Origin of the sequence: Asticcacaulis machinosus (assembly GCF_028550435.1) — a bacterium.
GTDB lineage: Bacteria > Pseudomonadota > Alphaproteobacteria > Caulobacterales > Caulobacteraceae > Asticcacaulis > Asticcacaulis machinosus.
In genome coordinates this window covers 1,438,397-1,460,241 of the sequence record NZ_JAQQKV010000001.1, presented here as the reverse complement: position 1 = coordinate 1,460,241, position 21,845 = coordinate 1,438,397, and the positions used below count along the sequence as shown (strand labels likewise).

Sequence of the window (21,845 nt, the reverse complement as noted above, 5' to 3'; positions counted from 1 at the left end):
CGTGAAAAAATATATCGTTCCGTCACTGGCTGCCCTCATGGCCGCGGCTTTCCTGACCACCGCTCAGGCCAAGGAAATCGGCATGAATGTGCCGTCGCCACCGCTGAATGAGGCCCGCATTACCGAACTGGCGGGCCCGCAGTCTAAAGCCTGGCTGGACTATCTGGCGCGCTCAAAAGCCCGGATGACCGCCGATCAGGACGCCCTGCTGGCCGAGCGCAAAGGCCTGACCACGATCCCCGCCGAACCGGCGACCGGCAATGGCGAAGCGACCATGCCGCTTAAAGCCGAGGCCGCGTGGTACAAAACCCCTGAGGCCCGCGCCGTGGCGGATTCGATCGTCAGCTACCAGACCCCCGCCGGCGGTTGGGGCAAGAACCAGCCCTATAACGTCCCGCCACGCCAGAAGGGGCAGGCCTATGTCGGCGGCAATGAAAACCGCGTCAATGATCCAGCTAATTTCGACCGGCCGCTGATCGACAAATGGAGCTATGTCGGCACGACCGATAATGGCGCGACCATCACCGAAATCCGCTATCTGGCGCGGGTGGCAGCCCAAAATCCGGCGGAGGCCGCCCCTTATCACAACAGCATTGTGCGTGGGATCGAGTACCTTTTGGCCGCTCAGTTTCCGAACGGTGGCTGGCCGCAGGTCTGGCCGCTGCAGGGCGGCTATCATGACATGGTCACCCTCAACGACAATGCGATGGAGGGCGTGATCAGCCTGATGCGCGATGCCGGGGCGGGCCAAGCTCAGGGCAAGGGCGATTTCGCGTTTTTGCCGGATGCCCTCAAAGCCCGCGCCCGCGCCGCCGAACAGGCGGGGTTAAAGGCCCTACTGGCCGGACAGGTGGTGATCGACGGTAAGCTGACCCTGTGGCCGCAGCAGTATGATCCGCTGACCGGACAGCCGACCTCGGCCCGCAACTATGAGCCGCCGTCGCTATCCTCGACTGAAAGCGCCGGTATACTGATGTATCTGATGCAGCGCCCTGATCCGTCACCGGAAGAGGTCAAGGCCGTCCATGCCGGTGTCGCCATGCTTAAACAGCTTAAGATCGACGGCTATGTCTTTAAGCGCGTCGAGGGCGACGATGGCCGCCGCCTGCACGCGCAGGCCGATGCCCCGCCGTTGTGGTCGCGCTATTACGACATGAAAGCCTTGAAACCGATTTTCAGTGACCGCTCAAAGCAGATTTTCGATACGGTTGATGATGTCAGCGCCGGTCGCCGCAATGGCTATGCCTGGTTCTCGACCAGCCCGCAAAAGGCCATTGAGACCTATGAAGGCTGGCGCGCCAAACATCCGCAGGTGAAGTGATGCGGTTTGACCGGCGGCAGGTTTTAGGCGGGATGGCGGCGGCTTTGGTCAGTCCATCGATTGGGCACGCGCAAACCGGTGCCGTTTATGACACCTACCCTAAGCCCGGCACACCGCGCCTGACGAAGGCCGACAACAGCCGCCGGATTGTGCCAGCCCCTGCCAAAGACTACTGGCCATTTCGCGGTGTCAATGGTGCGGGCGGGCCGGTCACGCGGGATAATCAGGACGGCGGCTGGGTCTCAAACCTGTCCGAGGTGCGCTACAAAGGCCCCATACCGCGCACCTACCCCACCGCGGCCTGGGATAATGCCGATGGCGGCGCGGCGGTGAAAAGCGGCCTTTTACCCGCGATCCGGCCGATCTGGGAGACCCATATCCGTGACACCATTATTTGCCTTGGGGGGGACGGTTACTACTACATGACCGGCTCGACCGGCGATAATATCTGGGCCTTCAATGACGGCATTGAGCTGTGGCGGTCGCGTGATCTTAAGCGCTGGGATTATCTCGGCCTTGTCTGGAGCATTGAGCGCGACGGTAAGTGGGAAAAGAACTGGACGATGCGCCAGGGCGTGCCGTTCCGGGCAATCTGGGCGCCGGAAATCCATTTTATCAATGGCAATTACTACCTGTGCCACTGCATCAGCGGTGTCGGCATCGGGGTGCTGAAAAGCACTACAGGTAAGCCGACCGGCCCCTATGTCCATGTTCTGTCGGATGAACCGATCAAGGGCGGGATTGATTCCACCCTGTTTGCTGATGAGGGCCGAGTTTATCTGTCCTACGGCGGCGGGGAAACGATCCGTGAGATCAAGCCGGACTTCAGCGGCTTTGCGGGTGACTGGCAGCCGATGGTATTTACCGACCCTGATCTTAATCCCGACACCCATTACAAAAAAGACGACCATGCCCTGCGCCAGCTTGGCTTTGAAGGGGTGACCCTGTTTAAGCGCGAGGGCACCTATTATCTGGGGGCGTGCGATTTTTATTATGGGCGTTATTCGTTTATGTTCGCCACGTCGGACAAACTGTACGGCCCTTACCGTGGACGGCACGAAGGGCCGGCGGGGGCGGGCGGGGGCAATGTCTTCCGCGATAAGGACGGCCAGTGGTGGCAGACCTTTTTCGGCAATGACGACCAGATGCCGTTTCGCGAAAAGCCCGGCCTGATTGCCATAGAATTCGATGCACAGGGTAAGATACGGGCCAGTAAAACCCAGCCCTTCGCGCCATATACATAAATACGGGAGCCACGCCTATGAAGTTACTTATCCCTTTGATGGCAGGTCTGCTGGCGACATCCGCTATGGCCCAGACGCCAGTCGCCCCTGCTGCCCCACCGGTGGTGACCGATGCCGAGGCCCGCGCGCAGGTCAAAAAAGTCACGGCCAAAAAGATCGTTCTGGTCGGGGATTCGACGACGGCAGTGGTTGGTGGCTGGGGGCCGAGCTTTTGCGGTTATCACCTGACCTCGTTTACCGCGTGTGTGAACCTGGCGCGCGGCGGGCGTTCGACCTTCAACTATCGCGCCGAAGGCTCATGGGATATCGCTTTGGCTGAGATGAAGTCGGGCGGGTTTGCCAAGACCTATGTGCTGATCCAGTTTGGCCACAATGACCAGCCGGGTAAGCCGGGGCGATCCACCGATCTTGAGACCGAGTTTCCGCAAAATCTGGCGGCATATGTCAATGAGGTGCGCGCTGCGGGGGCTATTCCGGTGCTGCTGACGCCCCTGACGCGGCGGGGTTTTAAGGACGGTAAGGTCGAAAACGATCTGGGGCCGTGGGCCGACGCGGCGCGGGCGGTGGCGAAAGACATGAATGTGCCGCTGGTCGACCTCTATGCCCGCTCACAGGAAGCGGTGCAGGCGATGGGGGCGGTTGAGGCCATGAAGTTTGCCCAGAAACCGCCATCACCGCAGGTGCTGGAGGCCGGAAAGACTGGCACGACCATTGCGGGCTCAACCGGGGTTGCGCCAGTACCCAATGCGCCGCCCCTGACCGAAGAGCAGATACGCAATTCGCTGGAGCCGATGGGGCAGGCGAAGCTGAGTTTCGATTACACCCATCTGGGCCGTGACGGCGCAGACTTTTTTGCTACCATTGTCACCCGTGAACTGGCCGCCGCCGTGCCGGATCTGCGTCGCGATCTGATTCCATAAACATAAGCCGATATAAAAATAGAAATTACTGGAGGTTACTATGCCCAATTATCTGAAATCCTTCTTAGGCGCCGGATGTGCGGCATTGATGCTCACGGGCGCGGCCTATGCCGCCACCGCTCAGGTACAGCCGGCGAAAGCCTTTACCGAGGATCATGACCTCAGCCAGACCTCGGCTGACGTGAAGGGTTGGGCCGCCGATACCAAGGGCGGTCAAGGCGGCCGGATCATCCGCGTCACTACCCTCAATGCCACCGGCCCCGGATCATTTGCTGAAGCCATTACCGCCGATGGCCCGCGCATCATCGTGTTTGAAGTGGGCGGGGTGATCGACCTTAAGGGGGCTACTTTACGTATCGCCAAGCCTTATGTGACCATTGCGGGCCAGACGGCGCCGAACCCCGGCATTACCTTTGTGCGCGGCGAGTTCGGGATCGCGACCCATGACGTGATCCTGCAACATGTGGCCATTCGCCCCGGCGCCAACGATAAGGCCCCGCGCAGTGGCGGCCTTGATGGCCTGTCGACCCGCAGTGCCTATAATGTCATCATCGACCACTGCTCATTTTCCTGGGCGACCGATGAGAATTTGTCGGCGTCGGGCCCGCGCTTTGAAGGGGCCACGCCGGATGAATGGCGCAAAGGCACATCCAATCGCGTCACCTTAAGCCACAATATCATTGCCGAAGGGCTGGCCAATTCGGTCCACGAAAAGGGCGAACACTCCAAAGGCACCCTGATCCATGACAATGCCGAGAAAATCCTGATCTACGGCAATCTCTATAATTCCAATGAAGAACGCAGCCCCCTGATCAAGGGCGGGGCTCATGTCGCCATCGTCAATAACCTGATCCACAATCCGGGCGGCAAGGCGGTGCACTATAACCTGATCGCCCATGAATGGGGTGACGTGCCGCCGCAGACGGGGATCATCACCCTGATCGGCAATGTCTATCGTGCAGGCCCTGATACCCGTAAGGGCGTGCCGTTATTTGCACTGGGCGGCTCAGGCGATGTCAGCCTGTACCTTAAGGACAATATCGCCGCCGATGAGAACGGCAATAAGCTGCCGCAGACCGGGCGTTATACGGCGTCGGGCGCGCAGATTCTGACGGCGAAAACCCCATACCTGCCGGCGGGTATCAGCATCATTCCGGCGGCCAAGCTGGAAAACGCCATCTATGTCAGCGCCGGTATGCGGCCGTGGGCGCGCGATAAGATCGACTTCAAGATCATCTCCGATGTTGCCGAAGGCCGCGGCAAGATCGTGGATAATGAGGCAGAGTCGAGCGGTTATCCGGACTATAAGCCCACCGCCGCGCCGTTCACCGAGGCCGACTGGAACCTTGACGACATGTCGCCCAAGGCCGGCTGGGCATCGCTGTACCCTAAGGCCGCCGCGCGGTGAGGGGGCTATGGCTGGCGCTGACCCTGATGGCGGCGCCCGCTGTGGCCGAAGCGCCCTATACGATCGCGGCGGGTTTGTTTGATCCGTCGCGGCAGAATCTGGGACTGGCGCGGGCCACGGGGACTGAGACCGTCACTATTTTCACGCCCATGTCCGACGACGATAAATTCAATAACGGCGCGGTGCTTTACCCGTTCAAAGGTCGTCTCTATGCCCAGTGGCAATCCTCCGCCACCGATGAAGACAGCTCTGACACCAAGATCATGTATGCCTCATCCGCCGACGGGGTGGTCTGGGATAAACCAAAGGTTCTGATGCCTGCGGGTTCGGGCGGGCAAATGCACTCCAACGGCGGCTGGTGGTCGGATGGTCAGACCCTGATTGCCTATATCAATGTCTGGCCGACCGGATTTCAGTCGGGTGACGGTGGATACACCGCCTATATCCGCAGTTCTGACGGCGTAAACTGGTCAAAGCCAGAGCCCGTCACCGGTGCGGATAATCAACCGGTTCAGGGCATTATCGAGCAGGATCCGCACGCCTTGGCCGACGGCCGGATTATCACCGCCTTTCACCTGCGACCGGGCATGATCGCGGCACCGTTCTTTACCGATGATCCGCTGGGGATCAGCGGCTGGCGGCGCGGACAGATGACCAACTTGCCGCACGAGGGTAAGGTCAGCCGCGAACTGGAACCCAGCCTGTTCCTGCGCGGTAACTGCGCGGTCATGGTGTTTCGTGATCAGGCCTCGACCTTTAAGCAACTGGCCTCGGAAAGCTGTGATCGCGGTCAGACCTGGACGCAACCCGCCCTGACCAATATGCCGGACGCGCGCGCCAAACAAAGCGCCGGTAACCTGCCGGACGGGACCGCCTATATGGTCAATGCGCCGAACGGTGATAAACTGCGGATGCCGTTGGCCGTGACCTTAAGCGATGATGGCCGCACCTTTACGCGGTCCTACCTGCTGCGCGGTGGGGACGATATTGAACCGCTCAGGTTTGAGGGGCGCTATAAACGGCTGGGCTACCACTATCCTAAATCCGTTGTCTGGCAGGACCATCTTTATGTCGTATATTCTGCCCACAAAGAAAGCATCGCCCTGACACGCATACCTCTGTCCAGCCTGCGATAACCATTCAAGCCTGCAAAAAATAGTCTTTTGTCTGACACTTGCGTTTAGGGGCGGGGCTGGCCTATAATTTGGGACGGTTATCCGAATTTCGGGATGACGTGCGCCGGCAAGGGAAGAGTAAACGGTATGAGCGATTTGGCCGATCAGGATCTGTTGGTGTCCGCGAGCGAGGATAAAGAACGCGGTGTCACCGGTGCCCTGACCCTGATGCGCGGACTGGATGTGCTTAAGCGCGTGTCCAAAGGTGATAACACGCTGGGTAAGATCTCCAAATCGCTGGGCCTGAACAAATCGACCGTGCACCGGCTGGCGACGACGCTGGTGGAGGAGCATTTTTTAGTGTTCACCCAGCGCGAAGGCTATGCGCTGGGGACTATGCTGCTGGAACTGGGCCACGCCGCCTCACAGCAGATTACCCTGACACGGGTGTCCCACGATCATCTGGTGCGGCTGGCGGCCGATACCGGCGACACGATCAATCTGGGCGTACTGGATGGCCATCAGGTGCACTATATTGATAAGATTCCGGGCACGCGTCGCATCGAAGTGCGCTGCGTGATCGGGGAGCGTCAGTATCTGCGCCCGACCGGTCTGGGCAAGGCCCTGCTGCTGGATGCCGATGAGGATAAGCTGCGCGAAGTCTATAACCGCGAAGCGCGCGAATTTCCGAAATACCGTTATGATCTCAAAGGCTGGCTAGAGGTCATGCAGGGGTATCGCGAGGGCGGATTTGCCCTCGACATGGATGAAAACGAAGACCGTATCCGCTGCGTGGCCGCCCCCATTCGTGATCTGTCGGGCAATATTGTGGCGGCGATTTCGATCTCCAGTGCGGCGCAATATATGGACGATGCCCGCCTTGAAACCCTCAAAGGCTATGTCAAGGAAGTCACCGCCACCATCAGCCGCGAACTGGGCTATAAGGGCTAGGGGCGGTTATTATCGCCTGCGTCAGATTTGTATTGATGGCGTCATAAAACCCCGATAGGTTGAACCGATAAAATGTCGGGGGGCTCATGAAATCGATACTGTTTACGTTGGCACTCATGCCTTTTGGGGCGGGTGCGGTTATGGCGCAGATTGATACTGCGCCGGTGTCTGCCCAGCGCCCTATACCCAGCCCGATGCCGACCGCGCAGGTCTATACGCTTGAGCCGAAACAGGCCGGGGTGGTCTGCGAAAACGGTAAGTTGGACTGGTCGTCTGAGCTGAAATTTCCGGCCGGAATGTACCGGGTGAATCCATCGCCCAGAGTGGTGTTTGAGCCCGCTTCCGATGTGGTGGCGCCACCGCGTGAAAACAGCTATACCCTGTCGTTCCATGTCCTGAAAGATGGCCGCCTGACCAATATCATGGCCGTGCCCGCAGGCGGCGCGCCTTTGTTCGGCAATCAGTTTCTGCCGGTATGGGCGGCGGGCTGGTCGCTGGGGCCGCAGGCGCAAACGCTCAAAGGCTGCAAGATGACCTGGGCGGTCAGGACGGATCATGCGCCTGAAATGGCCATGCTGCTGAAGTATGAGGCGCTCCATTTGCGCAACTATATGAATATTCCCTACACCGATGCCCGCTCGGAGGCGTGCCGTGCGGCCGGTAAGCAGGTGCGCAGCCGGGCCTATCCGGACAGCCGCACTTTCAGGCGGGCGCCCGGTCGGCCGCAGCGTGTAGTGACCCGCTATGATGTGCTGGACACTGGCAAGGTCAGGCTGGGGGCGCAGGTTGTCTCAGAGGCGCGCGCCGAAGATGCCGCCGAAATCGCAAAGGCGCTGTCCCAGTTAAACTATTATTCCGGTGCGGCCGCCCAAGACTGCCTTTACAGTTACATCATCCCGCCCGCACCCTTGCCGTCGAATGACGCATCCCTGTGGCCGGAATTGCGCGAGCTATACCGCGACAGTTTCTATAAGGATGAGGGGCCGAAGGACTGCCCCAATGACGACCGTGAAAAGATCATGCCGTTTGTGTTTAATGCCGAGCTTTATCCGGCAGAGGCGCGCCGCATGAAGATCGAGGGCATGGCGATGGTGCGCTTTGATATTGCGCCGTGGGGTGAGGTGCGCATCAGATCAACCCTGTCGCATCCGCTGCCCCAGTTTGCCCGTGCGGCTGAACAGATGGTGCGCCAATCCACGGCCAAGGCCTCAGAGCGAGGCTACAGCGGTTGTCAGGTCATGGTGCGTTTCGCCAATCCGGCGGATCCGGCAGAGACTGACGCGGAGTCTTAAAGTCCGCGTCTTTACGCCAACTGGCATAGATCCAGTTCGTTGAAATCGCCGTAGTCGAGGTTTTCGCCGCCCATCGCCCAGATGAAGGCGTAGTTGGATGTGCCCGCACCGCAATGGATCGACCAGGGCGGGCAGATCACCGCCTGCTCATTGGCGGCGATCAGGTGGCGGGTATGGTCGGGCTGTCCCATAAAATGAAACACGCGGTCGTTCGCGCCCATATCAAAGTAGAAATAGGCTTCTGAGCGGCGGTCATGCAGGTGCGGCGGCATGGTGTTCCACACACTGCCGGGCTTGAGCAGGGTCAGACCCAGCAGGAGTTGCGCCGACCGGCAGACGCGCGGTACGATCAACTGATGGATGGTGCGTTCATTGGAGGTTTCAAGGCTGCCGCGTTCCAGTGGCTGACTGTCCTTCAGGGCAATGCGCACCGTCGGGTAGGGCTGATGCGACGGGGTGGACGCCAGATAAAAGCGCGCCGGCTGATCCGGGCTGTCGCTTTCAAACGAGACGTCGCCGGTTTCGCTACCTATATAGAGCGCATCGAGCGGTTCCAGCGGGTAGGCCACGCCGTCGACCCGCACAGTGCCCGCGCCTGAGCCGACATTGACCACGCCCATTTCGCGCCGGGCCAGCAAGGATTGCCCCGCCGCGGACGGCGGTTCGCTCTGCCGGGGTAGCGCGACGGGCCGGTTGACCGGGGCGGCCCCGCCAATCACGAGGCGTTCCTGATGCAGGTAGTTCAGGCGCACCTCATCCGCAGCAAACAGGTCGGTGATCAGGTAGCGATCCCGCAAGGCATCTGTGTCTGCATTCGCCAGTTCATCCGGATGGGTGGCGTAATAGGTCTTATGAAACACGTTAAAACTAACCCTTCACAGGCGCGCGGGTGGGTTTGACTTCGACCGCATAGACATGGTTATCACCGTGCATGTTGGAGACAAACACGATCCATTTGCCATCCGGCGTGAACCTCAGATTAGGCTCCAGCCGGTAATCGTGAGCGCCCATGTCGACCAGACGCGTGCCTTTGAATTTTTCGATGGTGATCAGGCTGTCGTCATAGCCATCCAGATCGGCATCAACGATGGTCTCGCCCTGAAGCAGGGATATCCATTTGCCGTCGGGGGCATGGGCGACCATATCAAGGTCGCCGCCGTCGCTGGCAAAGGTCACATTGTCATGGGCGACGTTAAAATGCACGCCCCAGTGGTTTTGCTCGACCCGCTTCCACACGCGCTTGCCGGTCGCCAGTTCGAGGCCCGCGACCCAGAAGACCTGACCGCGCGGCGTTTGCAGATCGTACCACAGCCATTTGCCATCGTGGCTGAAGAACTCATGGCCCCAGATTTCCATATTCATGGTGCGGGTGTGGACGGATCGTAAGTTCGTGCCATCGGCATTGATCAGCTTGATACGGTCAACGCGGTGCCACGGCCCTTCCATACAAAAGCGGATCAGGTTCGGATCGGTCGGCGAAAACTGAGCGTGACCGATCCATTCTTCGGTATTGTAGATGACCTTGCGCGCACCGGTTTTGAGGTCGATGACAAACAGTTCGGCGGGCACACGCTGAGACCAGCGTTCCCACATCCGCACGCCCTTGGCACGGGCAAAGTTAAGCGGCTTACCGTCCGGCCCAAGGGCGGCATATTCCGCCTGCCCGAACTTTTCGATCGAGGCAGAGTCCTTGGGTTGCAGTGGTTTGGCCCCGTAAGCAACCTGTCCCAGAAGCAAACTATCATCGGCATTGGAGGCCGTGACGCGGCCTGAGGCAATCCGGCCCAGCTTGCGTACTTTTTTCGTGTCGACATGGATGGCGTAGAGAGTCTTGGGCCTGTCCTCAGCTTCACCTGCGCCAGGGTCGGTCACGGCATAGACCGCTTCACGCGTGGTGCGCATCATAAACAGAAGATCGTTTTCCTTACCCCTGACCAGCACACTGGTTTTCCAGTCTGCTAACCGCACGGTTACAATGCCGGACGGCGATTTGATGACCATCAGGTCGCCTTCGGGCGTATAGGCGTGGCGGTAGAAATAGAGCACGCCCGATCCGGCCTCATCCGACAGACGTAAGATCCGATGACCGGTCTTCGGGTCAATCCAGTCTTTTGGTGCCGGGCCAGCGGGTTTGGCCGGGGCGGCTGAGGTCGCAGCGGTTTGGGCGGAGGCCTGCGTCATCGACAGGCTCAGGGCGGAGGCTCCGGCCAGAAAGCCTTTCAGGGCCATGCGGCGTGTTCCGGTGGTCATGGGCGGTACTCCTTACTTTGCAGGCGCGAATGAGAATTTTTGAGTTTTCACAAAGGCGTCCCAGTCTTCACGCGATTTGAAATCAAGCCCGCCGTCCCAGGCTGAGCCCATGTAGTAGCTAAACGGCTGGCCCGGTGTCACCTTCATCAGGATCAGGTAGTTTTCGGCGTCCTCAGCAAAGCCTGTGACCAGCGCCGGATCGGCGGCAATGGTGATACCGATACTGCCGCTTGATGGATTGGCCGGTTCCCAGAAGCTCAAAATACCAGATTTGGCATCGCGGGTGACGATACCGTTGCTGGCGTCGCCTTTACGTTTGGTGATACCGATGGCGACGATCAGCGGGTCTTTGGTGTCTGATGAGATCGTCGAGGTCATGCGCGTGAAGTTTGAGCCCAAGGCTAATGAAAACGTCCGCGTCTCCCAGACCTTGCGCGCCACATCGACCGGCCACGGGCGGTAATCGACCTTAAACTTCGCCTCATCCCCGCCGGTTTTCAGGATCTCATATTTTGAGAAATTGCGTGACGTCCACAGCTTGTTTTCAAACCAGATACCAAGCCCACCGGCGCCGCGACCCCGGCCGACATCGTAGTAATCCAAGCCTTCGCCGCGATCGACGTGGTAGTTCGGGAACTTAAGCTGACGGTCCATATAGGGGTAGCGCACGCGCTTGGCCCAGACATCGATGCCGGAGCCGGACGGGGCTTCACGGGCCTCTAAGGCCGGGCCATAGATACGGTGGGCGACCTTATCGTTTTCCCACAACAGGTCATCAAATCGGTCGGGCGCAAAGCGGGCGACGGCGCGCGGCGTCTGGTCGCTGGGCGGAATCAGTTTTTCGACGGCTGCGGGCCGTTTCAGCGTTACCGGATCGTAGGCGAGGGCCCGGGTCGCGCGCATTTCGGCATCACGGCGCTTTTTCTCTTCGTCGCCAATAACGGTGACCGGGGCAATCGGTTGCGGCGTAGTGGCAAGGATGGTGGCCTCATCATCACGCGCAGGTTCGGCCTTGGGCAGGGTTTGCGTGGCGTTACCGAGATTCATGACCTCAATCCCGGCCAGCAGGTAAGCGCCGGTGGCATAGGGGCCGACATCATTCGCCTTGGTCGGCACCGGACGGTCGCCGGTCTTCTGTGCTGCCCCAATCAGGCCATTGGGCAGAACATGTTTGTTAAGCGCCGCCCAGCCCTTGAGCACGGTGGGCTGGTAGGTTGCGCGATCCAGCAGGCCGTGATTGATGCCCCACGCCAGGGCATAGACAAAGAAGGCCGAGCCCGACGTTTCGGCCTCCAGGAAGGATTTCGGGTCATTGAGATCCGTCGCCCACAGGCCATCGGCGCGTTGCAGATCTTTGATGCGGCCCGCCATCTTGGTGAAGGTGGTGACATAGAACTCGCGGCCTTCGAAATCAGCGGGCATGGATTCCAGCGCGCGCGCCAGCCCGCCCATCACCCAGCCATTGCCGCGTGACCAGTAGATCGGCTGGCCACCCGCACCCTTGTGGTGCTCATCTTTAAAACGTTCATCGCGCAGGAACAGACGGTCGTCTTCGACCCACAGGCGGGCCGCGGTGCGGCGCCATTCCTTATCCATCGCTTTGAGGTATTTCGGATCACCGGTCAGAGCGGTCTGCCGCGCCAGAACTGGCGGCGCCATATAGAGCGCATCGCACCACCACCAGATCAGGCTTTCCGTTTCCTGAGAGCGGTTAAGGTGCGGCACCATGTAATCGAGACGCTGCTGCAAGGGCATGATCACGCCCTGCTGGCCACGGCGGGCATAGATTTCCTGATAGAGATCACCTATCGCCACATCGTCGGCATTGAGCAGCAGGCGCTCGGCCCGCGCGCCGCGAAAGGCGTAGTTATAGTGTTCGGCGGTGGCGGTCAGAAAGCGCAGAATGTCTTTGTTTTGCGTCTCGCGCGCAAATCGCGCCGCGCCGACGTAAAAGGTGGCGGCCACCCAGTTGGACGATATTTCCGACAGGTTCGAGCCGGTCGAAAGCTGAATGGGGCGGCGGCTCATGTCAGCGATCTGGGACGCTGCGACATAATCGAGGGCGGACATCACGGACTGACGTGAGGGTATGCTGTTCGTTGAAAAGTCAAGATTAGGCCGGGCGGGGGCTTTAAGCCAACTGGCCTCTATGCCAGCCACCTGAGCAGGGGCGGGGGCTTGTGAGTAAGCGGGGATACCACCGATCATGGCCATTGACAGGGCTGAGGACAGCATAATCGTGCGCACATTCATAAGGTAATCCTTTAAGCTATAAACTGATCGATTTTAGCGCTGACCTTAAGGAAAAAAGGTCCGGCCCTGATAAACAGGGCCGGACAGGGCCAGGAGATGAACGCTTAAAATCAGAAGGTCGTCGACAGACCGAGGTAGTAACGGCGACCGTAATAGAGGGTATCAAACACATAAGGTACGCCATCACCGATGTTACGTAATTCATCAGGTGCATAGCGGGTAATGGTGTCATCCAGCAGGTTCTTGCCTTCGACAAAGACTTCAAGGTTTTTGTTGACCTTGAAGGAGGCGCGGGCATCGAGTGACTTGGAGCCATTCTTATAGACCGGCGTAACCGTCTTAAAGTAGCTGGTACCTCCGCCAGCAGGCGGAAGATCTATGCCTATGGCGTCTTGGATCGCCGCGGTAGGCACGCGGTTGGTGCTTTCGGACGCATCAATCCGGTCATAGTAGAAATCACGTTCCTGATAGGCGACGCGGGCGTTGATGCGTCCGTCATCATACCAGAAGTTGATATTGTAGTAGTAGCTGGATTGCTTTTCAGGCGGTAGAGGCTTGCCAGTCATCGGGTCTATAGCCGTAAAGCTTTCGTTGCTTTCCGTGGTCGAATAGTTGAAACCCCCACCGGTATGGCGCAGGAAGCTGGGCAGGAACGTAAAGGCGGTACGGCCCGCGATTTCGAAGCCGGTCTGCTTAAGGCCGCCGTCTCCGTCTTCGAAGGTATCGGCAATATAACGGGTGCCCTCAAGCTCGTACTCGGGGAGCGTAACCGTGTCAGGCTTGCCGGTTTTAACATTGATAGAATAGGTCGCGATGCTCAGTTGTGAATCGCGGTTTGGATACCATTCCAGCGACAGGTTCTGGGTATCGGCCTGATAACCCTTGAGTTCCGGATTGCCTATGCGGCCTGAACAGCGTGTGGCTGCGGAGGCTGTTGGGTTTTCGGTGTCCGGATCACCATCGTCGAAATATCCCGGATTGTTGTTGTAAAAGTCGAGCAGCGCCTGGTCCAGCTTATAGCAGTTTGCCGCACTGGTACCCGTAAGGTTGGTCATGCTGGGGCGGGCACGTTGCTTGGCTACGGAGTAGCGCACAACGACCTGATCCTCGATCGGCCAGACGGCCAGGTTAAAGCTCGGCAGAACATCCTCAGAGGTACGGTCGATCTGGCTGGTGCGGCGTGCCACAAGCGTTTCAGTGTATGGCGTCAGATCGTTTGTGGCGACTTGGGTTGGGTCAAATTTGCGCTCATAGAAGTTAATCGATGGGGCAGCCTGCACATCAATCTTCTGGTAGCGCACGCCCAGATTCCCCATGACGTCCATGCCAAAGACTTTGGTTTCAAAGTCTGCCATCAGATAGGCTGAAGTCGTACCTTCCTCAGTGGAGTAGCTTGGGCGTGTATAGGTCTTACCGTCTGAGGCAATACAGGTGTAGAGACAGTCCATATTGTGGTGGCTGAGGTCAGCATACTTGCCCAACGTCCCGAACAGTTTGTCGAAATCAAACGCTTTCCAGGAATCGATCAGATTGCCACGATCCGGCATGCCATCAAAGTAGTTTGCGCCCGGCAAGGTAATCAGGCTGTTGTTGATCATCTCCTGATACTGGGCGCGAGTGAGCATGTGCTCTTTTTCCACACGGTCCGTGCTGGTGGCACTGGTGACGAGGGTTCTGGAGCCGAATTGACAGTTGGCATTGGTCACGGTGGGGTCACAGAAACGGACATAGTCAAGCGCGCGTGCGCGTGAAATGGTGACGCCAGGCGCTAGCAGGAAGCCGCCTTCACGCCAGGTCTCATTTTCACGCTTGGTGTATAACGTGCCGAATTTTATGGACTTCAACGGGCCAAAATCATCAAAGTTGCGCGTAACATCGAGTTGGTAGTTCAACTCGTTGTTTTTATCGGCCTGCGGTGTGTATTCAAGCCGGGCGGTGGTTGTCGGGTTCTGGAAAACTCCCGGGCGTACCGGTACTGTCGGGCTGTCAGGTGACGTCGGATAGTAGGACGCCGGATTGTTCAGATCAAAGCTCGGTACGTCAAACGTCCAAAGGCCATTTTCAGGGATCATGTAGAAGGAGGCGCGGGGGATAGAGGCAATAATTTTAAAGGCATCGTCTTCACGTTCGCCCTTAGAGGAAGCGTACTGGATGCGGGCCTTGGCCAGCCAGTTCTCGTTTTTGAAGTCGGCACCCAATTGCATATAGTGCTGTTCGTTCGTACGCTGAATGTCACGCACCTGACTGTCGTAGTTCAGCGTGGTCACACCATTGCCTCGGATCAGATCGTAGGATGTGATGTAGTGGTTTTCATTGACCACCACGTTGCGCATATTGGTCGACAGAACGCCGCTGGCATTAGTGGAACCTGTGGGCGGAATGATTTGCAGGTTATAGGCCTGGAAATCCTGCTTACGGATGTTCGGGTTATAGGACGCAAAGACCGTCAGTTCGTCACTGATACGGTAATCGGCGCGCAACTGGAACGAAGTGCGCACATCGCGGCGGTTTTCACGGCGCATACGCGGCAGGGACGGAGCATAGTCTTCCCACTGGGCATAGCAGGTCAGGCGCGGGTTGCGGTCGCGGTACGCATTTGGTTGACCAGCGATGGCAACAGGTAGTGTCGCGCAATCAGCTTTGTTGGTGATAGCCGCTGCCGTAGGTTCATACGGCGTGGTAAAGGTTTTTTCGGGCGAATTGTCGTGGTCACCAAAGGGCTGATAACCGACCTGTTTGTCCGACACGCTGTTGAAGTCGGTCGAGGTGCGCTGATCATCATAGGTAGCGTTGAACAGAATACCTAAGCGGCCATCCAGGAACTTACGGGTGAAGATGGCGTTGATGCGCGGTGACCAGTGGTCATCCAAAGTGTTTTTCTGGTACTGTACGTTGAGCTTGTAGAGTGGCTTGCTAAAATCAAGCCCAGAGCGTTGCTCGATCTTGACCGTACCCCCGACGCCACCCGCACGCATATCGGCGGTCTGGCCCTTGATCACGTCCACGCTTTTGATCAGGTCGGAAGACATGTCGCCCAGACCCGTTACCGAGCGTCCGTTCTGAGCATCGGTCGGCAGCATGGACATGCCATCAACTTCGACGCGAATCAGATCGGCGGATTGTCCGCGAATGGTAAAGCCACCCTGATCCCCGGCATCGCTGACATCAAGCGCCACACCGGCGATACGTGAAATGGCTTCACCAACGTTCTTGTCCGGGAAGTTGCCGACGTCATCGGCGACAATCGAATCCTGAGCGGTGGCGGCGCGTTTTTTACGGTTGATAGCCGATTGTTCGGCGCGGCGGGCGCCGACAACGATGACTTCCTGCACGTCATCGGAAGGTGCGGCGGCCGGTGCCGCGGCGGGCGTTTGTGCCGATGCGCCACCACTCATGGCGATGGTCAGCGCCAGTGACGATGCCCCCAGTAAATATTTCAAATCCTTATGTGTCATGGTTTCCTTAACCCCTTTTGTGATCGTGCCTTTTAGGCAGATCATTTGATTTAAGTTTCTGTCTGCGCCACCGGTGTCATTCGGCGGCAAAAATCCGGCCGTCAGTTGAGGCCAGTGATGTTCTCAACATTCTCCGTGATGACTGTTCCCCCGTTAGTGGTGATGCGGTTGCGTGCGAAATGCACGTTGCGGGCATGACGGATGGTGCCGAACTGCGCGGCTTCCAGATCAAGCCCGTCAAAATGGATGTTCTTAAGCGGCGCGCCAGCATAGGCTTCAAGCTCGATGGCGGTTTTAAGCCCGCGTCCGTGCACGTTTGAGATATGGATGTCGTGCACCTGCGGCAGACCTTTATCCTTGGGCACCTGCGTGGTCAGCGTCGTCCAGTAGGCCGGATAATCGGTCATACCCCCAGGAATTTTTGTGTAAGAATAGGCCGGGAACCAGTTCAGGTTAATGCGGATGCCGGTTTCGGCCTGACCCACCTCAATGTCGCGGATATGGATATCTGACGCGCCGCCGCCGCGCGTGGCTGCCGATTTGAACAGGACGCCGTACCGTACGGGCCCCACGACCTTAAGGCCGTAAACGCGCACATTGCGGATGCCGCCGGAGGTTTCCGACCCAAACGTAACGCCTGCATAGGCGGTGCGCACGGTCGAGTTGCGGATGACGACATTCTCGGTCGGACGGTTGACCCGCAAACCATCGGCATCACGTCCGGCCTTAAGGCACAAAGCGTCGTCATTGGCGTCGATATCGGCGTTTTCGACCAGAACCGTGTGCGAGCTATCGATGTCCACGCCATCGGTCGACGGGCCCTTGCCATCAACATTGTTGCGCACGGTAATGCCGGAGACCTTGACGTTGTTGGAATAGACAACCTGCACCGTCCAGAAGCCGGAGCGGGTCAGCATCAGTCCGCCGCCCAGTTCAACGCGCTTAGAATCATAAATCTGAATCAGGCGCGGGCGTTTGGCATCATAATCGGCGGCCCAGCGCAGGCCCTTGGCCTCATAATCATAACGGATGGCATTAAAGCGTTCCCAGAACACCTTGCCATTGCCGTCGATCGTGCCTTCGCCGTAAATTTTGACATCGCTCTGGCCGTAAACATTGAGCAGGGCCGAGGGCCACGACAGTTCAATGCCCGCGATGCGCGTAGGCTTATCAGGGTAGGCCGCAATGTCCTGCGCACCCAACAGGGTCACGCCCTTATCGAGGCGTAGTGCCATGCCGGATTTCAGGAACAGCGATCCCGTAAGGTATATGCCGGGTTTCAGCACCAACGTGCCATGAGCCGCGGCGGTGGCCTCAATGGCCCGTTGCAGGGCGGCGGTGTCGTTGGTTACGCCATCACCTTTGGCGCCGTAGGCTGAGGCCTGGATCACAGCGCCCGTCAGGCCCTTCGGAGCATCAATGGCGATGTCATCTCCGCTGGCCGCCAGCGCAGAGACATGACCAAAGCCCAACGCGGCCACCGAAGCGCCGGTCATCTTCAGGAAAAGGCGTCGTGCGAAGGGGGCCATTACGGGTTCTGCGCCTTCCATGCCGGATAGGCGTCAATGGCCTTTTGCGGGCTGTTGCCGTACCAGGAATAGCCGTTGCGGCGGCCCTTGGAGATTTCATTGACATCGTTATGGATGAACTTGCTCCAGTCGCCAAAGATCGGCTTACCGGTTTTAATGTCGTAATTGCGCGACCAGATAGGGCCTGTGCCGGGCTTTGCGATCAGCTTGCGGCCCTCTTCGGGGCTGACCGAGGTAAAGGCGACATCATAAATCGCATGATCCTTCAGCCACTGAACGCCGGTATGAATGGCGGCTTTAAGTTCGGGCGAGGGGTTGGGCTGGCGCATCAGAAACAGCAGGACATCGCTGCTTTCGGCGCTGGCCAATGAGCGCGGCTCATAGTTGCGGGCTGAGATGGGCTTTAAGGTCAGGGCATCGACCTGCTGCGGCCAGACGGTCTTTTTGCCGTTCACCACCACTTGCGAATCCAGAATAACTTTGATGGATCGTGCGCTGGCGGCTCCGGCTGTCTGGCGCAGGTCGGCGGGCACGAAGGCGAAATCGGCATGGCCTTCGGCCACATCCTCAAGGATATCTGCCGCCTTGGCCACCGCATTGTCATTAAAGGTGATGCCGTCATGAAACCCGCCTTCCAGCGGATAGTTCTGCGGCCAGCCGCCATTGGGATACTGCGCCATCAAAAGGTATTTGATGCCCTTGATGATGCTGGTACGATAAACATCGCCCTCAGCGCCCGGCAACTGCGCCTGCACACGGCCTAAAAAGCGCATTTCGGTGGTGGTGGCGTCGTTATCGAGTGAGCCGACAAAGGTCCAGAAGCGGTCGCGGGGCTCATCAAAGCTACCGGTGCCGACTGTCATGGTCTCGGCATTATTTGAGTAACGCTGGCCTTTCAGGCGCGGTGGTTTGGTGCGATCCTGATTCTTGCTCCAGCCGCCGGACGGGGTCTGAAAGCTTATGATCGTATCGGCGATAGCACGGGCCTCAGGCGTCGCATACCACGCCGCGTCCTTACCCAGCACCATCTTGCCGCTGCCGGCAGTAGGGGGCGGCGGAGACGCTTCGCCCGACTGCAATTCCGCAGCTAAAGTGGCGCGGTCAAAGGCCATTTGTTGCTCTGAGCGATTGATATAGTCTGTCCACTCAGTCCGTTGTGATGCCGGCAGTTCGCTCAGGCGCGCAAGACTGACTTCAGTCGCCGGTGTGTTGACGCCGATCACCGCCGCCGTGGCCGGCAAGGCCATAACTATCACGGCCGGTGAGGCCATCACTATACTTACAGCGGACATCAATCCGGCCAGTTTGGCTGACGACATCTCCATCCCTTTTTTTTGAACGCGTTTTTTAAAATAGATACTGCATGTATTAAGGGCTGTAAACGAAAATGCTCATTTTCGACATATTTTTCAAAAATGTTTTCATGGGTGAATTTATGCTACAAATTTGTTGCTTTATTTGAAAATTGCTGTGTTTTTCAGGTCTCAGTCATGATTGTTTATGGCTGTTTTTGACAATTGGCGTCTATTCGCATTGCCCCTTTGTGATTGTCAGAAGCTGGGTTTGGGGCTAAAGATGATGGGGTATTTCAGTTTCGTAATGTGATGCACTGCAATATTTGTGACTGCATTTCAAATTATGGAATGATAATACAAATAAGGGAACGATGGTTTTGACATCGCTGTCATGACGATAGTGGCGCGCCATCAGTATAATATCCCAGAAAACCCTTCCGGAACGCTCAGGTAAATCTCATGCCATCTTTGTCTTTATCACGCCGTCGTCTGCTGATGTCAGCCGCTGCGGTTGCGGCCAGTACAGCCGCTCTGCCGGCCGCTTCGGCTCAGCCCGCCGCCCCGATCGACCGTAAGGCGCTGGTTGCAAGACACAATCCGGTGCTGACGGCGGTTGATCCGCACGCGCCGCTGATGCTGGGCAATGGCAATCTTGGCTTTACCGCCGACATCACCGGCCTTCAGACCTTTACCGAACCCTATTCTAAGATCGCGCCCTTGCTGACCGAAGCGCAATGGGCCTGGCACAGCTTTCCCAATCCAAATGGCTACACCGTCGCTGATACGCAGATCCCGATCGAGGTGCGCGGGAAGGCCCGCCGCTATGGCTATATCAAGGACTGGACCGAAGCGACGAAGAATCCAGCGATTGCCTATGTGCGCGAAAATCCACACCGCTTTTCGCTGGGGCGGGTGGCGCTTGACCTGCGCGCTAAGGATGGCACACCGGCAAAGTTCGCGGATATAACAGCCACCCATCAGACGCTGGATCTGTGGACCGGCACCCTGACCAGTTACTTTATATATGATGGTGAAAAGGTCACGGTCATCACCCGCGTTTTGCCTGACCAGGACACGGTGATGGTGGAGGTCACCTCTGCGCTGGTGGCGCAGGGCCGGTTGGGCGTCGCGGTCAGGTTCCCCGGCGTATCGAAATCGCTCAACCCCGATCCGTCGGATTGGACGAATACGGATGGCCACACCACGACCGAAGTGTCGCGCACAGCGGGCGAACTTCGCCTGAAGCGTCAGATTGACGACACGATCTATCATGCCGCCATCGGCACAGCGATGGATGGCAAGATCACAAAGACCGCGCCGCATGAATACCGGGTGGGCACCAGGGCCGCGACGCTTACCGTTATGGCGCAGTTTTCGTCCACGGTCGGGGCACTCTTACCGACCGCTGCTGTGGCCAAAGCCGCCACCGAACACCACTGGGCCGATTACTGGTCAAACGGTGGCATGGTCGAGTTTGCGGGCTCGACCGATCCGCGCGCGCCGGAACTGGAACGCCGGATTATTCTGTCGCAATATCTGATGGCGGTGAACGCGTCGGGCACCTTCCCGCCGCAGGAGGAGGGGCTGTTTTCCAATAGCTGGAACGGCAAGTCGCACCTTGAGATGCACCCGTGGCACGCGGCGCATTTTGCCCTGTGGGGCCGCCCGCAGTTGCTGGAAAAAAGCCTCGGCTGGTATGTCAATTTCTTGCCCAAGGCTCAGGCGCGGGCCAAAGAGCAGGGTCTGAAAGGCGCATGGTGGCCCAAGATGATCGGCCCTGATGGTGCCGACAGCCCTTCAAAAGTCTCGCCCTTTATTATGTGGCAGCAGCCGCACCCGATCTATATGTCAGAACTGATCTACCGTGCGGGCGGAGGGCAGCGGGTGCTTAAGGCTTACGGCGAACTGGTTGAACAGAGCGCGGAACTTTTGGCATCGTTTGCCTATCTGGATGAGGCCAGCGGGCGCTACCGCCTCGGCCCGCCGATCATTCCGGTGCAGGAAAATTTCGATCCGCTGACCACCTTTGATCCGGCCTTTGAAGTGGCTTATTACCGCTGGGGCATCGAGACGGCGCAGACGTGGCGGGAACGGTCGGGTAAGGGCCGCCGCGCGGATTGGGACGGTATCCTCGCCAAATGGCCGGATATCCCGCAAAAAGACGGGCTATATCTGCCGGTCGCGTCAGAGCCGGGTTTCTGGGATAAGGCGGCGGGGACGTGCAAGAGCAATGCGATTGCCGAGACCTGCCAGAACCGCGACCATATGTCGTTCCTGATGCCGCTCGGCTGGCTGCCGGGTCGGGATGTCAATAAGGCAGTTATGCGCAACACGCTCGACCGGATGAAACGCGACTGGGATCTGCGACAGACCTGGGGGTGGGACTATCCGATGATGGCCATGACCGCCGCGCGTCTGAAAGCGCCAAATGAGGCGCTGGACTGGCTGTTTTTCCCGGCCAAGAACAACCAGTTTGGCCAAAGCGGCATGACGCCGCGTGTTCATCTGGATGCCCATGCCGAGGCCTTTGTGCCGACGGCAACAGGGGCAGGGGCCAAACATGCCGGGCCGGACGGGCCGGGCTATCAGCGGGCGGCGGAAACTTACTTTCCATCAAATGGCGGGCTTTTATTGGCGATTGCGCTGATGGCCGGTGGCTGGGACGGGGAGAGCGGACACGCGCCGGGCTTTCCGAAAACCGGCTGGAAGGTCAAGGCCGAAGGCCTGCTGCCGTCTTTATAGTCCCTCGCCGGGCGGTGGCTCCGTCACCTTAGTCGCCGTCGCAATGACGGCTTTAGTCCCTGAATTAAAA

Annotated in this window: 14 protein-coding genes; 8 read left to right on the top strand and 6 right to left on the bottom strand. The window is 58.5% G+C overall.

The window, feature by feature from the left end; all coding sequences use genetic code 11:
* Position 1 precedes the first annotated feature (1 nt).
* The 7 genes from pelA (PQU98_RS06725) to PQU98_RS06695 all read left to right on the top strand — a co-directional run bounded on the left by pelA (PQU98_RS06725) (position 2) and on the right by PQU98_RS06695 (position 8,251).
* Entirely contained in the window at positions 2–1,321 is a 1,320-nt protein-coding gene (gene pelA, locus PQU98_RS06725; RefSeq protein WP_272744135.1) for a pectate lyase, read from the top strand.
* Positions 1,321–2,565, top strand: a complete 1,245-nt coding sequence (locus PQU98_RS06720) for a family 43 glycosylhydrolase (RefSeq protein WP_272744134.1) — start codon at positions 1,321–1,323, stop codon at positions 2,563–2,565. Before pelA (PQU98_RS06725) ends, PQU98_RS06720 begins: the two co-directional genes overlap by 1 nt.
* 17 nt (positions 2,566–2,582) lie before the next feature.
* Positions 2,583–3,485 (top strand): rhamnogalacturonan acetylesterase, encoded by a 903-nt coding sequence (locus tag PQU98_RS06715; RefSeq protein WP_272744133.1) that lies wholly within the window; start codon positions 2,583–2,585, stop codon positions 3,483–3,485.
* Between the two features lie 40 nt (positions 3,486–3,525).
* Complete coding sequence (locus tag PQU98_RS06710) at positions 3,526–4,893, top strand: pectate lyase family protein (RefSeq protein WP_272744132.1); 1,368 nt, start codon at positions 3,526–3,528, stop codon at positions 4,891–4,893.
* Positions 4,890–6,029, top strand: coding sequence for a sialidase family protein (locus PQU98_RS06705; RefSeq protein WP_272744131.1), 1,140 nt, complete (start codon positions 4,890–4,892; stop codon positions 6,027–6,029). Before PQU98_RS06710 ends, PQU98_RS06705 begins: the two co-directional genes overlap by 4 nt.
* 126 nt (positions 6,030–6,155) lie before the next feature.
* Positions 6,156–6,959: an IclR family transcriptional regulator gene (locus PQU98_RS06700; RefSeq protein ID WP_272744130.1), complete on the top strand. Its 804-nt coding sequence runs from the start codon at positions 6,156–6,158 to the stop codon at positions 6,957–6,959.
* 86 nt (positions 6,960–7,045) lie between these two features.
* Positions 7,046–8,251 (top strand): TonB family protein, encoded by a 1,206-nt coding sequence (locus PQU98_RS06695; RefSeq protein WP_272744129.1) that lies wholly within the window; start codon positions 7,046–7,048, stop codon positions 8,249–8,251.
* 11 nt (positions 8,252–8,262) lie between these two features.
* On the opposite strand, the gene kduI is transcribed toward PQU98_RS06695, so the two are convergent.
* From kduI to pelA (PQU98_RS06665), 6 genes are all read right to left on the bottom strand, one after another.
* Complete coding sequence (gene kduI, locus PQU98_RS06690) at positions 8,263–9,111, bottom strand: 5-dehydro-4-deoxy-D-glucuronate isomerase (RefSeq protein WP_272744128.1); 849 nt, start codon at positions 9,109–9,111, stop codon at positions 8,263–8,265.
* Positions 9,112–9,118: 7 nt separating this feature from the next.
* Positions 9,119–10,501, bottom strand: coding sequence for an oligogalacturonate lyase family protein (locus PQU98_RS06685; protein ID WP_272744127.1), 1,383 nt, complete (start codon positions 10,499–10,501; stop codon positions 9,119–9,121).
* A gap of 12 nt (positions 10,502–10,513) precedes the next feature.
* Positions 10,514–12,754: a glycoside hydrolase family 88 protein gene (locus PQU98_RS06680; RefSeq protein WP_272744126.1), complete on the bottom strand. Its 2,241-nt coding sequence runs from the start codon at positions 12,752–12,754 to the stop codon at positions 10,514–10,516.
* 110 nt (positions 12,755–12,864) lie between these two features.
* Positions 12,865–16,209 (bottom strand): TonB-dependent receptor, encoded by a 3,345-nt coding sequence (locus PQU98_RS06675; protein WP_272744125.1) that lies wholly within the window; start codon positions 16,207–16,209, stop codon positions 12,865–12,867.
* Between the two features lie 101 nt (positions 16,210–16,310).
* On the bottom strand, positions 16,311–17,738 hold the full coding sequence (locus tag PQU98_RS06670; RefSeq protein ID WP_272744124.1) for a glycoside hydrolase family 28 protein: 1,428 nt from the start codon (positions 17,736–17,738) through the stop codon (positions 16,311–16,313).
* On the bottom strand, positions 17,738–19,057 hold the full coding sequence (gene pelA / locus PQU98_RS06665) for a pectate lyase (protein WP_272744123.1): 1,320 nt from the start codon (positions 19,055–19,057) through the stop codon (positions 17,738–17,740). The genes PQU98_RS06670 and pelA (PQU98_RS06665) overlap by 1 nt, the downstream gene beginning before the upstream one ends.
* A 435-nt stretch (positions 19,058–19,492) precedes the next feature.
* On the opposite strand from pelA (PQU98_RS06665), the gene PQU98_RS06660 reads away from it, so the two are divergent.
* Positions 19,493–21,775 (top strand): hypothetical protein, encoded by a 2,283-nt coding sequence (locus PQU98_RS06660; protein WP_272744122.1) that lies wholly within the window; start codon positions 19,493–19,495, stop codon positions 21,773–21,775.
* The last annotated feature ends 70 nt before the right edge of the window (positions 21,776–21,845 follow it).

Coding starts and splice junctions, on each gene's coding strand:
- PQU98_RS06680 (WP_272744126.1), bottom strand. CDS start 12,754: ATGAATGTGCGCACGATTATGCTGTCCTCAGCCCTGTCAATGGCCATG.
- PQU98_RS06660 (WP_272744122.1), top strand. CDS start 19,493: ATGCCATCTTTGTCTTTATCACGCCGTCGTCTGCTGATGTCAGCCGCT.
- PQU98_RS06695 (WP_272744129.1), top strand. CDS start 7,046: ATGAAATCGATACTGTTTACGTTGGCACTCATGCCTTTTGGGGCGGGT.
- pelA (WP_272744123.1), bottom strand. CDS start 19,057: ATGTCGTCAGCCAAACTGGCCGGATTGATGTCCGCTGTAAGTATAGTG.
- PQU98_RS06710 (WP_272744132.1), top strand. CDS start 3,526: ATGCCCAATTATCTGAAATCCTTCTTAGGCGCCGGATGTGCGGCATTG.
- PQU98_RS06715 (WP_272744133.1), top strand. CDS start 2,583: ATGAAGTTACTTATCCCTTTGATGGCAGGTCTGCTGGCGACATCCGCT.
- PQU98_RS06720 (WP_272744134.1), top strand. CDS start 1,321: ATGCGGTTTGACCGGCGGCAGGTTTTAGGCGGGATGGCGGCGGCTTTG.
- PQU98_RS06670 (WP_272744124.1), bottom strand. CDS start 17,738: ATGGCCCCCTTCGCACGACGCCTTTTCCTGAAGATGACCGGCGCTTCG.
- PQU98_RS06685 (WP_272744127.1), bottom strand. CDS start 10,501: ATGACCACCGGAACACGCCGCATGGCCCTGAAAGGCTTTCTGGCCGGA.
- PQU98_RS06700 (WP_272744130.1), top strand. CDS start 6,156: ATGAGCGATTTGGCCGATCAGGATCTGTTGGTGTCCGCGAGCGAGGAT.
- PQU98_RS06675 (WP_272744125.1), bottom strand. CDS start 16,209: ATGACACATAAGGATTTGAAATATTTACTGGGGGCATCGTCACTGGCG.